At 40.8% G+C, this 12,733-nt stretch carries 13 protein-coding genes; 10 read left to right on the top strand and 3 right to left on the bottom strand.

Features of this window, described 5'->3' with window-relative positions; all coding sequences use genetic code 11:
- The first annotated feature begins 370 nt into the window (after nt 1–370).
- Both cfa and BTO10_RS06400 read left to right on the top strand, forming a co-directional pair.
- On the top strand, nt 371–1,504 hold the full coding sequence (cfa, locus tag BTO10_RS06395) for a cyclopropane fatty acyl phospholipid synthase (protein WP_105023985.1): 1,134 nt from the start codon (nt 371–373) through the stop codon (nt 1,502–1,504).
- A gap of 339 nt (nt 1,505–1,843) precedes the next feature.
- The gene (locus BTO10_RS06400) at nt 1,844–2,758 is read left to right on the top strand and encodes a patatin-like phospholipase family protein (RefSeq protein WP_105023986.1); all 915 of its coding nucleotides are present in this window, start codon (nt 1,844–1,846) and stop codon (nt 2,756–2,758) included.
- 567 nt (nt 2,759–3,325) lie between these two features.
- On the opposite strand, the gene gltS is transcribed toward BTO10_RS06400, so the two are convergent.
- Nucleotides 3,326–4,552 carry a sodium/glutamate symporter gene (gene gltS, locus BTO10_RS06405; RefSeq protein ID WP_105023987.1) on the bottom strand — a complete coding sequence of 409 codons (1,227 nt, stop codon included), beginning with the start codon at nt 4,550–4,552 and terminating at the stop codon, nt 3,326–3,328.
- 316 nt (nt 4,553–4,868) lie between these two features.
- Nucleotides 4,869–5,225: a YibL family ribosome-associated protein gene (locus BTO10_RS06415; protein ID WP_004737001.1), complete on the bottom strand. Its 357-nt coding sequence runs from the start codon at nt 5,223–5,225 to the stop codon at nt 4,869–4,871.
- Nucleotides 5,226–5,412: 187 nt separating this feature from the next.
- Here BTO10_RS06415 and BTO10_RS06420 point away from each other — a divergent pair, with 187 nt between their 5' ends.
- Nucleotides 5,413–6,225, top strand: coding sequence for a DUF4344 domain-containing metallopeptidase (locus BTO10_RS06420; protein WP_105023988.1), 813 nt, complete (start codon nt 5,413–5,415; stop codon nt 6,223–6,225).
- A gap of 120 nt (nt 6,226–6,345) precedes the next feature.
- Here BTO10_RS06420 and BTO10_RS06425 read toward each other — a convergent pair whose 3' ends face one another.
- A complete protein-coding gene (locus tag BTO10_RS06425; RefSeq protein WP_004736999.1) occupies nt 6,346–6,732 on the bottom strand; it encodes a tautomerase family protein in 387 nt (128 codons plus the stop codon).
- A gap of 287 nt (nt 6,733–7,019) precedes the next feature.
- Between BTO10_RS06425 and BTO10_RS06430 the strand changes: the two genes are divergently transcribed.
- From BTO10_RS06430 to BTO10_RS06460, 7 genes are all read left to right on the top strand, one after another.
- Nucleotides 7,020–7,640 carry an LON peptidase substrate-binding domain-containing protein gene (locus BTO10_RS06430; RefSeq protein ID WP_105023989.1) on the top strand — a complete coding sequence of 207 codons (621 nt, stop codon included), beginning with the start codon at nt 7,020–7,022 and terminating at the stop codon, nt 7,638–7,640.
- 110 nt (nt 7,641–7,750) lie between these two features.
- The gene (locus tag BTO10_RS06435) at nt 7,751–8,398 is read left to right on the top strand and encodes a sigma-70 family RNA polymerase sigma factor (protein WP_004736997.1); all 648 of its coding nucleotides are present in this window, start codon (nt 7,751–7,753) and stop codon (nt 8,396–8,398) included.
- A complete protein-coding gene (locus BTO10_RS06440; RefSeq protein WP_105023990.1) occupies nt 8,391–9,071 on the top strand; it encodes a ChrR family anti-sigma-E factor in 681 nt (226 codons plus the stop codon). The genes BTO10_RS06435 and BTO10_RS06440 overlap by 8 nt, the downstream gene beginning before the upstream one ends.
- Before the next feature lie 124 nt (nt 9,072–9,195).
- On the top strand, nt 9,196–10,143 hold the full coding sequence (locus tag BTO10_RS06445) for a YbgA family protein (protein WP_004736995.1): 948 nt from the start codon (nt 9,196–9,198) through the stop codon (nt 10,141–10,143).
- Nucleotides 10,140–11,555: a deoxyribodipyrimidine photo-lyase gene (gene phrB, locus BTO10_RS06450; protein ID WP_105023991.1), complete on the top strand. Its 1,416-nt coding sequence runs from the start codon at nt 10,140–10,142 to the stop codon at nt 11,553–11,555. The genes BTO10_RS06445 and phrB overlap by 4 nt, the downstream gene beginning before the upstream one ends.
- Before the next feature lie 14 nt (nt 11,556–11,569).
- On the top strand, nt 11,570–12,001 hold the full coding sequence (locus tag BTO10_RS06455; RefSeq protein ID WP_004736993.1) for a nuclear transport factor 2 family protein: 432 nt from the start codon (nt 11,570–11,572) through the stop codon (nt 11,999–12,001).
- Complete coding sequence (locus BTO10_RS06460) at nt 12,001–12,732, top strand: SDR family NAD(P)-dependent oxidoreductase (RefSeq protein ID WP_105023992.1); 732 nt, start codon at nt 12,001–12,003, stop codon at nt 12,730–12,732. The genes BTO10_RS06455 and BTO10_RS06460 overlap by 1 nt, the downstream gene beginning before the upstream one ends.
- The last annotated feature ends 1 nt before the right edge of the window (nt 12,733 follow it).

The following is a 12,733-nucleotide window of genomic DNA, read 5'->3' on the forward strand; positions in this document are numbered from 1 at the left end:
AACATTACTAAAAATTTTGCTCTATTCATGTGAGCAAGAAGACCGAACCTGAAATCATAGCCTCTGTTCACTACTCCATAACAAAATTATCCCTCCATCAGCATTACTTAGAAACTTTAAATAATCACCCTAGCCAACTTGCGCATTTGAAACTATCAATGACCTCAATGTAGCAGATCAGAGAGTATACTTTGGATTTGGTGCCATCAATTTAGTATCAAAGCCACATAATATAAGGAGAAAAAATCATGCAAACCATTATCTTGTCGTAATAATGACTTTAATTGTCCCTATATTGATATTAGTTAGAAATATAAATAATTTAATATTTAATCTAACAAATAACTATCCTTATCAATAAAGGTCTAATATGTCAAGCAAAGAAATAATAAATAAAATTCTTAAAGATGCTGGAATCGAAATCAATGGAAGCAATGAATGGGATATAAAAATAAATAATGATAAGATATATGAAGACCTTTTAAAAAAAGGGAAGATTGCTTTTGGCGAAGGTTATATGAATAATCTTTGGGATTGCAATAGAATTGATATACTAGTTAGTAAATTATTGAAATATGATATTGAACGCCATCTATCAAAAAAAGACATACTAAAAATATCAGCAAATATCGGCATGAAAAATATACTTAACATGCAATCTATAAATCGTGTTAAAAAAGATGTCCCTTTTCATTATGATATTGGTAATGATCTTTATGAAAATATGCTAGACAAGCGTTTAACTTACACTTGTGCATACTGGGATGGAGCTGAAAACCTAGACCAAGCTCAAGAAAAAAAAATGGATCTAATATGTCGGAAATTAGACTTAAAGCCAGGTCAAAGATTACTTGATATTGGCTGTGGATGGGCAAGTTTTATAAACTATGCTGCAGAAAATTATGGTGTAATCTGCGATGGCTTAACATTATCTCAAGAGCAAATGAAATTAGGGAAAAAAATTGCTAATGAAAAAGGATTAGACGTAAATATAATTTTGCAAGATTATCGTGAATATGAAGTGGATGATAAATACGACAAAGTTGTTTCAATTGGTATGATAGAGCACGTCGGGCCTGAAAACTATGATGAGTTTTTTAAATGTGTATGTGAACTGATGAAAGATGATGGTTTATTTTTATTACATACCATAAGTAGTCCAATATCAGTAAATAAAACAGACCCATGGATTAATAAATATATATTCCCAAATGGAGTTATCCCATCCATATCTCAATTAAGCCTTGCTTTAGAAGGAAAGATGAACATTGAAGATATCCATAATTTTGGTCCGGATTATGATAAAACACTATTATCTTGGTGTGAAAACTTTGAGAAAAATTGGCATAGAATATCAGATAAATATAGCGATATGTTTTATAGGATGTGGCGATATTATTTACTTAGCTGCGCTGGTGCATTTAGGAATCGTGATTTGAATTTGATACAAATATCTCTAACTAAGAATGGCAGAGCATTACCTACAACAGCTCGTTCTAGTTGATAAAATATACCTTACTTATATCTAATATTTTATATTAATAAAAATTCCCTTATTCAGATTCGGTGAATTTTTTTCATACCACGTTGAATGTCTCTTTGCATTTTAAATCTAAAGAGAAAATAAATGAACAGGTAAAATTTAAAGGTTATTTTAGGATTCTAGATTAAAAATTAAAAATAATTAATAAAATCTCCGGGTTACAATATGGAAATACTTATAAGTAATCCGGCAGGTGCATTATAAAAATTTAACTAATAAATTTTTATATATGGTTATCATGCCTAGTTATCACCTATAGAAGTTGAAAAATTAATCTTTATTTAAGATAAATGGTGAAATATGTCAGGAGTTAACGTTTCCATCTGCAGAAGCAGTATTGAGCCTTTTCATAAAGTGAATGATTTATCAAGCTTAGCACTTATTACTGAAGGGGGAGGTCAAAGAGGGGTTTTTACAGCAGGAGTACTAGACGTTTTTATGGAGAATAATTTTAATCCATTTTCTCTTTTAATTGGAGCATCTGCAGGATCTTTAAATTTAGCGTCTTATATTTGCAACCAACGACAACACGCATATCGTGTAATTACTGAAGTTACCACAAAAAAACATTTTTTTAACTATTACAACCTATTTTCAAATAAAGGAGCAATGAATCTAGATTGGTTGATCGAGGAGACAAAAAGCAATTTGAAACTTGATTGGGATACAGGTAAAAAGAATATGAAATACAAGAAAGTTCTTGCCTGCGCTTCTTGCCTTTACGAGGATAAGGCTGAATTCTTCGATCTAAATCTAGGCTCCTGGGAGGATAGTCTAAAAGCTTCTTGCTCAATACCACTACTAAATCGTCACCCAGTTTATTTTAATCAAAAGTATTGGGTCGATGGTGGTTTAAGCGCACCGATCCCGGTTGAAGAAGCTTATAATCGAGGTTTTAAGAATCTTGTTGTGATTCGCACTAACCCCAAGGGGACTTACTCATCTCACCAATGGCTTAAAGTTGCTAAAAAGTGTCTTTCAAAAACAAAAGTAGCTGCATTAATCGACATGTTACTAATTCATGAAAGAAACTATGAAAGAAATGAAAAATTTATTAATGATCCACCAGATGATGCTGTTATATATGAAATTCACCCAAGTAAGAAATTAAATGCTAATTTAGTAGGCAGTGATTTATTATCTTTACATTCTGACTATGAACATGGACGAAAACTAGGGAAGTACTTTTTAAAGTATTATAACCACTTAAAATAATCAAGTTTTCCATTTCGTTCCTGATAACCTTCTGATTTTGTTAGAGTGTTAAAGCATACATAAATTACAGATGCTTATAGATTACCAGATATCAGCTTATTCGCTACGAGATTTAATCTAAAATTGAGAGCCTGCTACGACCTAGATACGATGCATTTTATGAGAGACTTTAGTGCCTTATTTTTAAAAATCATTTACCTTCTACCTTCAGATCTTAAATAATAACCACGAGTTCTGTTGATTCGGAAAATGATGTTTTTATTAACAAGATTTTCGATCGTGTGAAAATTATATGGACAGTTACATAGATTTTTCAAAGTATTAGATAATTTTAATTCTACCAGACTCCATGTTGTCCTAGCGGATTTTCATGAAAAGATACTTTCTTGTTTGCCGGCTATTTAGAGAATATTTCTCTGATTTTTATTTCAAATGCTGATTGGCCAATATTGCTACGCAGCTTCTAGACTAAGCTTGGGAAGTTAAAAAATAAGAGAACATGCCTTACAAGACAAAAAAAGCCAGTCAATAGACTGGCTTTTTTATGCGTTAAGCGAAGTGTTTACATTAACCGATAAACGAGATGTAACCTTGCAGGATAATCAGGTTAACGATATCAATGAAGAATGCGCCTACGATTGGCACCACCATGAACGCCTGTGGTGATGGACCATAACGGTTTACCAAGGAGCCCATGTTCATTACCGCTGTAGGTGTTGCGCCTAGGCCGAAACCACAGTGACCACCCGACATAACCGCTGCGTCGTAGTTTGAACCCATCACTTTAAATGTCACAAAGTAAGAGAACAGACCAAGTACCACCGATTGAACACTTAAGATCACCAAGAATGGGATCGCAAGGTCGAAAATATTCCACAGCTTGAGGCTCATTAACGCCATCGCCAAGAATAGAGACAATGACACAGTACCCAGAATATCAACAGTTTCGCTGTCAGTTTTATGCAGCTTCGTCACTTCAAACACATTAGTGATGAATACACCGATAAACAAAGCGTAAACAAAGTCAGGAATCATCAACCAAGAAATTTCGAAAGTCGCTACCCACTGCTCTAGGTATTTCGCAGCTGTGATACAGACAAGGAGAATGAACAATACTTCAATCACCTTCTTGGCTGTCACTTTGTCTTCTTCATACTCGTTATATGTCACCAGCTCAGGGAAACGCTCGTGCGTTTGTGTACCCGTGCCGTACTCTGATTCAAGATTGTTTTTATCGATCAGCTTTTGTGCCACCGGGCTACCAATGATACCGCCAATGATCAAACCAAAGGTGGCCGAAGCCATCGCGATTTCTAGCGTATTGGCAATGCCATAAGTATCAGAAAAGGTTTGCGACCAAGCTGCACCCGTACCGTGACCACCAGATAGCGTAATAGAACCTGCAATCAAGCCCATTAACGGTTCAAGACCAAGCGCGGTAGCTAACGTCACACCCACACCATTTTGGATGATGATGTACACCGAAGCGACGCCCAAGAACAAGAATACCTTCGCACCGCCTTTCATTAACTGTGTGTAGTTAGCAGCAAGACCTACCGTCGCAAAGAACATCAGCATGAATGTGTTCTGTAAAGGTAGGGAGAACTCTAGATCAACGCCGTTAAAATGCAGACCTGTAATCGCAAAAGCAACAATTAAGCCGCCCACAATGGGCTCTGGGATATTGTACTTTTTAAGAATCGGTAGCTTTGCGTTTACAAAATGACCTAGAAACAAAACGCTGATCGCGATTAAGAAAGATTCTAGTGGCCCTATTGAAATTAATTGATTCATATAACCTCTATTGTTTTACGTTCTCATCTTCCCTAATGAGTCTAGTTTTATCTGTAAGTATTTGTCTTGCTCAGCCTATATTTATGCAAATTGATGAGAAATTGTTGGATTAGAAAACCGAACACACTAACGTGTCAGCTAAGTGTCATGTTAGTAACACGTTAACTTTAGTAGGCGATGAGAGATTCTATGACCCAAATCAACACCTATCTGTTTATCTTATCGCCGATGCTATCGTCGATTTAACCCTTTCTGAATACCTAAAAAAGCAAAAAGGAGCTATCGCTAGCTCCTCTTTTATTACCATCGCTGGTAATTAGAATTTCTTAGGGGCATAACCCGTCATAACCTCAAGACGAAGCTCTTTACCAATCTTCGTCATTGGGTGAACAACGACTAATCCTTTTACAGACTTTTTCAGTTTACCCATATCCGCTTGCTCAGCTTTAGTAATCTCGCGGCTAAATGGCATATCAAGCAACGACTTACGTTCTTGATTCACATCGTAGCTTTGCTTGTGCTTAAGCTGTGCAATCTTCTTTGTTAGCTTTTTGATTTCGTCTTCAAATTGACGAACAACAGGACGATCATTACGAGCTTTAGCAGCCGCTAACTTATGGCGACACTTGTCTAAACGGTTGTTAATTTGTTGAAGTTCGTTTTTAGCACTCATAATAATTTCCTAAGATTAAGCAAGCCAATTCGGATTGGGGCGCGGAGTATAGCACAAGGGTTTACCTGAACCGAAATTTATCTGATAAATAGCCTTTGGAATAAAAAACAGCCTAAGCTGTCTATCAGCCCATCGATAAAAAAATGCCACTAATCCGCCGATCAGATATCAACCACAAGGAAGCGTAATGACATCACCGAAACAAAGAGTATTGACCTACAGCCTAGTCCTTGGCTCTGTATTTGCCACAAGTTATGCATCCAGCGAAGCCTCTAATGAAAGCATGCACGACAACAATCTGATTATTGAGTATTCAGCGCCTAAAGACGAAACAGAGAGACAGCTTAAGCAAGAGATTGAGCAGAGTGGCGTTAATGACACCATGGTAGACCTATCGAATCAGTTGTTCCTGTTCAAACAGCCTTTGGTCATTCAATATGGTGGCGATGAGGGTCCGCTCTACGACCCGCAAACTCATCATGTACTGATTCCTTACAGCTTCTACGCCGAATCATTCAACTATTTTGAAAAGAACCAATACGAAAAAGAGTATGGGAAATCCGCGCAAACTGGCGCCATCGATACCTTGCTCCATACGCTGATTCATGAGGCTGGCCATGCCTATGTTGAAGATCAGCAAATAGCCATTCTAGGTAAAGAAGAAGACGCGGTTGATAATTTAGCGACCATCTTACTTATCAACTATGTCGAACACGGTACGGATGCAGCGATAAGCGCAGCTGATATGTTCGCCTTCGAATCAGAGGACCGCCCAGAGTATTACGATTTGGGTGAATACATTGATGAGCACAGCTTCGACCTACAGCGCTACTTCTCAACCCTATGTTTGGTCTATGGCAGCGACCCCGAGGCCTACAAAAACTTACTTGATGAAGTAGAAAACTCCTATCTGAAAGACAGAAAGGAGTTTTGCGTAGAGCATTTTGATGTCATCAACGCCAATTGGCATCGATATTTAAAAGAGAGCGACGATAGTTAAGAGCTTCACTATCACAGTTCAGAAGTTTCCCCATTCAACTGCTACCTCCAACAGCGGCTTCGTGCTTTTAAAGCCGCTGAATGTTGTTTGGGGAACGCAAAATGAGACGTCAGACAAAACCTAGACGTTCACTTTGTACTTCAGATCTTGTGCTTCATCGCCAGTCATCCCTCGGAAACCCCAACAATGTGAAGGCTGCTCTTTGATGGTGATTTCAATATCGATCGGAGAGATAGAGAGCTGCTTTTCAATCTCAGAAAATATCTTCTTAATTAAGCGCTTTTTGGTGTTAACAGCGCGTCCTTCCATCATATTAATCTCGATAACGGTATAGGCCTGCGTTCGCCCTTCTGGGTAAAAGAAGTCATCTCGTTCTAATGGCACAAAACGATGCGCGCGCTTGTCATCTGGCAACCCCATCTCACTATTTAAGCACTGCTGCAAAACATTAGAGAGCTCTAGCTTAATCGGGTTTAAGCACTCTTTGATACCATAAATAACAATCATGACCAGTCCTTCGATGTGATGTTAAGTAAAGAAGAAAGTTAGAAAGAAGCAGCCATCCACCCTTTCTGCTCGCTTACTATTTATCCATATACTACCTAATGACATTGACTAAAGAAGAGACGAACGATGAATTTATGAACAAGTGCAACAAAAAACATATCCTTCTATTGCAGCTGGTTTGCCAAACAACTTCGATTAATAAACAACCACCTTCTGACCTAGATTGATCGAACCTCTCAAACAGTCCGTATACCCTCCTAAATCATCTTTGAACTAAGGAGTGCTATGTGCCGAATTCAACTGGGAAGACCACGCGGACAGAAGCCAAAACAGACAAACCCGTAGAGTCTTCTCTAGAGCTTGCTGTGTTCCCCCTCCCCATCTTTCTTTTGCCAGGAGGGAGACAAAGGCTAAGAATCTTCGAACAAAAATATCTCACCATGGTGGCACACGCTGCCAAAGGCGAAGGTTTTATCATCGCGACGCAAGACAACACAAAGTCCGAACATCTTAGTACGTGGGGAACTAAGGTCACGATTGTCGATTTCAACATGTCGGATGATCAGTTGTTGGAGATCGACGTAGAAGGGCAAAACTTAGTGCAGTTGCACTCCTCACATCGCCAAAGCGACGGCCTGATTAAAAGCCAATTCCATGATTTACCCCATTGGCCAGCGCTCGACTATGATGTGCCCAATGTCTTTACTGCATTTCTTGTGCAGTTGTTCCGCGACCACGACTCAATCAGAACGCTCTACCCGACCCCAGATTTTGATAGCCCGCAGTGGATTTGTGCGCGATTGCTCGAAATGATGCCAATCCCGTTAGAAAAGAAATCAGAATTTACAGAACCTGCGAGTTTTCCCTCGCTAGTTCCTTTTTTGAATCAAATCATTACGGGGCAGTAAACACTTTTTTTCACTATAATTTTGTATAGTAAAAATTAATTTAAACAAAAGTGATCCCTACTGATGCTTTGCACGTAGTGCCACTCAAATTCGCATGATGGTTACTGACTATGCAAGTGGAAAGCAGAAGCAAAGGGAAGGGCAAGGAGCATGTCATCATTCCCGACAACAAATTACCAAGTGAAAACAAGGTACCTACAGAGCTCTCAAGCTGGTTAATTTCGGTGGGAGAAAACCGAGACAAGCAGGCATTCACCTGTTTGTTCAAGTTCTTTGCACCCAAAATCAAACGATTTGGAATTAGCAAACTTGGTGGCGAAGCAGCCGCAAATGAACTGGTCCAAGACACCATGACGAATGTTTGGAAGAAAGCACACCTCTACAACGAAGATAAAGGTGCGGCGACCACTTGGGTCTACACAGTAATGCGAAACGCAGCATTCGATATGCTTCGCAAAGTAAAAGCAAAAGCAGAGCAAACGATAGCTGACGACATTTGGCCATTAGACGCTATGGTGGCTGAGACTCAAAACGAAGATTTGCCTTTTGGCGATCATCTGATGAGCCGACATGTCATGACGCAAATCGAGAAGCTCCCTTTAGCTCAGAAAACCATAGTGAAAGGCGTTTACTTCCAAGAGCTGTCACAAGAGCAACTCGCTCAGCAACTCGGCGTCCCGCTTGGAACCGTGAAATCCCGTTTAAGACTCGCTCTAGCCAAACTTAAGGTTCACATGGGGGAACAAAGCCATGATTAAACATCACCCAAACGATGCAATATTGAAAAACTTTGTTGATGGTACGCTTGCTGACTCAGTTTCCCTAATTGTGTCCAGCCATATCGAGCTATGTGAACATTGCCAGGCAAAGGTGCAGCAGCTAACGGCTAATGCAGCTGACAGCGTATTTGATGAGCAGCAAACAGCAACAAGTAACGAACTAGATAGCTTCCTTGCCGACGACATAGATTTCGATTTTGATGTGATTGATCAGATCACTACCGATTTGTCGCAATCAATCGAGGTGGAATTAAAAACCGAACAAGTGACAGTCGCTGATACTACCTTCACCATTCCACGTGCGTTGAGTTCAATCGCGAGAAAGGACTGGATGAATCTCGGGAAAATATCTCGAGCACGACTCGATTTTGAAGATGACGCTCACCACACTAGTTTGTTGCACATCGACAAAGATGGACAAGTCCCTTGCCACACACACAAGGGCTTCGAGATTACTCTATTATTAGAAGGCAGTTTCGAAGATGAGATGGGTGTCTACAACAAAGGCGATTTCATTTGGTTGGATGGAAATCATACCCATCAGCCAGCAACGAAAGAAGGGTGTGTGTGCCTGACAGTGTCAAGCGACGCCTTGTACTTCACCAAAGGGGTGAGCCAACTGTTCAACCCACTGGGTAAATACATTTATTAAGTTACATTACAGAACTTTTAAAGTCGGCTAGGAAACAATCTTAAAAACGACTAAATTAATGTGGGGTAAGCAACATCCCACATAACAAGAAATAAAATGAGCAATGAGCGTAAGGAACTGACCAATGGATAAAAAAATAAAAATAGGCATTAGTGCATGTGTCGCCGGTCATAAAGTTAGGTTCGATACTGGCCACAAACGTTCTCGCTTCTGTACTGAAGACCTTGCAGATTATGTTGAACTTGAGCCAGTGTGCCCTGAAATGGCAGTTGGTTTGCCAACGCCTCGCCCAACTATTCGTCAGACACGGATGTTAGACGACATCATTCACGTTTCCCGTCCTGATGGTACTGGCGACGTCACTGATGAACTAATCGAATTCGGTCAAAACTACTCCAAGAACAACCAACATATCGCTGGTTTCATCGTGTGCCAAAAGAGCCCAACTTGCGGCATGGAGCGCGTTAAGGTGTATCACCATCACGGCCGCGGCTCTGAGTCAACAGGTATTGGCATGTTCACTAAGCAAGTTATGGAAGGCAACCCTTTGCTGCCTGTGGAAGAAAATGGTCGCCTGAACGATCCGATTTTGCGCGAAAACTTCATGACTCGTGTTTTCACGTATCAGAAGTGGTTAGACCTAGTAGATGAAGGAATTACTAAGCACAAGCTTATCCAGTTCCATAGTGCCCACAAATATCTAGTAATGTGTCATCACGTTGAAGGCTACAAAAGCCTTGGCAAGTTACTAGCAGGCAACGAGCTAGAGATAAATGAGCTTGCAGATAAGTACATCGAAGGACTGATGACGGCATTATCACACCACGCAAACCGTGGTACGCACGCCAACACGCTTCAACACCTTCAAGGTTACTTTAAGAAGCAGCTCAGCAGTGCTAATAAGCAAGAGTTATCTAACCAGATTGCTTCCTTCAGAGAGGGCGTGATTCCGCTATTAGTGCCTCTAACACTGATCAATCACTACTTGATGGAATACCCAAACGAGTATCTGCAATCACAGGTTTACCTGAACCCTCACCCGCAAGAACTTAAATTGAGATACGGATATTGAGCGACATTCTATGGATAAGACGAGACCTGCGCATTCACGATAATCCAGCTCTCGTCTCAGCAATCGAAAACGGCGTTTCAATCGCCGTTTTTATTTCTACACCACAAAAGTGGCATCAGCATCACCTTGCTCCTATTAAAGCAGACTTTATCTTCCGTCATTTAAAGCAACTGGAAGCTGAACTCGCCGACTTGGGCATAACCCTGCTGCACCTCAAAGCGACCGATTTTGATGATCAAGCCAAGCAGTTGACCGAGCTGTACCAACAACTCGGTTCTCAGGTTGTTTTCGCCAATTCAGAGCCAGAGGTCGATGAACAAGCTCGTGACCAACAACTGATATCGAGCGGTATAAATCTTCAGATCAGTGACTGTGATGTGATGCTCCCTCTAGGCAGTGTGCTTAACCAGCAAGGTGAGATGTTCAAAGTATTCACGCCATTTAAAAATGCCTGGTTAAAAGAAGTGCAAGCAAAAGGCATTCAATGCAGTCCTGCTGCGCTCACTTCTAAAAACAATGCTAAAGCCCTATTGCCTGACAACCTGCAAACGCTCCAGCTTGCCAGTGACTATGACTTCGACTTTCCGCGTGTCGACTCAAGCCGTTGGCCACTAAGCCAAGACGTACTCGGCAATGTGATACCTAACTTCCTAGCCAACAAGGTCAACGACTACGCTCACCTGAGAGATATCCCTTCAGTAAAAGGTACCTCAGGTTTATCGCCTTACTTAGCAATTGGTGCAGTAAGCCCAAGATGGTTAGCCATTCAGCTCATCCAACAGCAACCCGATTTACTGTTTGATACCCAGCTGCCCGCTTTTTCTTGGCTTAATGAACTAATTTGGCGAGATTTTTATAAGCATTTGATGTTCCATCACCCTAAACTGGTTAAAGGCGCTAACTTTCAGCAGAAATACAACGGCTTAGATTGGTATAAAGATCATCCGAGCTTCAAAGCGTGGTGTGAAGGGAAAACAGGCTACCCCCTAGTTGATGCGGCCATGCGTCAACTGGTTGAAACTGGCTGGATGCACAACAGGTTAAGAATGGTAGTCGCTAGCTTCCTAACTAAACATTTGTTGATTGACTGGCGTTGGGGTGAGCGCTTCTTTATGGAACACCTAATTGACGGTGATTTTAGTGCCAACAATGGCGGCTGGCAGTGGGCTTCAAGTACCGGCTGTGATGCACAACCTTACTTCCGAATCTTCAATCCGATCACACAGAGTGAAAAGTTTGATCCGAAAGGAATTTTTATCCGTAAGTACATACCAGAGCTGAAAAATATTCCAGACAAGCATGTGCACTTCCCACATGGTTACATAGCAAAAAACGGAATAAACAGTGAATACTGGCAACCCATCGTTGAACATAAAGAAGCACGATTGAGAGCCTTAGCCTTTTTCAAATAATTAGAGTGAATATTATGGATAACTCTCTATGGCTTGATAACTTTCTCAACATGTATCGAGAGCTCGGAACGGACAATTTCGACGTGCTAAAGACGGTTTATCACCCTAATATCGAATTCCAAGACCCGCTGCATCATGTCAGCGGGATCGCAGCGCTAACTCATTATTTCGACAACATTTACACCCAAGTGACTAGCTGTAACTTTCACATCGAGCACACGTTTGAAGTCAACGGAGAAGCATCGGTGTATTGGACAATGCACTTTGTACACAAGCAACTTAATGGGCAGAAGCCTATCGAAGTGCAAGGCCACAGCCATCTAAAAATGCTCGATGATCAAGTGATTTACCACAGAGACTATCTCGATGTCGGCTCTATGTTGTATGAACATATTCCGGTGTTGGGCTGCGCCATCAAATCCATTAAGAAAAGAGCGAGCCGATAATGCATATTATGATTACAGGTGCTACCTCTGGTATCGGCCAATCACTCGCTCTCGATTATGCCCAGCAAGGACATCAAGTCATTGCGTGCGGTCGTAGCCAAGATAAGTTACAGACTCTAGTCGATTCGCACGAAACTGACATCACAGAGTCCTCTATTACCCCTCTGTGCTTTGACCTGACGGATTATCACCACTTTCCGGAGCTTGACCAAGACAATCCACTTGACCTCCTGATTCTCAATGCAGGCGACTGTGAATACATCGATGACCCAGTCAACTTTGATGCGGAGCTTTTTGAGCGCGTCATCAACATTAACTTAATCTCTATTGGTTACGCTCTAAAGTCTTGGTTAAAAAACATTAAACCCGGCGGACGCTTAGTTTTAGTAAGCTCTAGCGCTAGCTTTCTGCCTCTGCCAAGAGCTGAGGCTTATGGCGCTTCAAAAGCAGCACTCACTTACTTAGGAAGAACACTTTCGGTTGATCTTGCCAAGCATAATATTCATGTCTCAATTGTGCATCCTGGCTTTGTGGAAACACCATTAACCGAGCGAAACACGTTCGCTATGCCTATGATTATAAGTAGTGAGGCTGCAACTCAGCGAATCGTTAACGGAATTGCTCAAGGAAAGAGCGAGATCGATTTCCCTCGACGATTCATCATGTTGATGAAGCTATTAAGAATGCTTCCAACTTCAGTTTGGCAAAAACTCGCTTCAAGGATGGTATAAC

This window comes from Vibrio chagasii, assembly GCF_002954585.1.
Taxonomy (GTDB): domain Bacteria; phylum Pseudomonadota; class Gammaproteobacteria; order Enterobacterales; family Vibrionaceae; genus Vibrio; species Vibrio chagasii_A.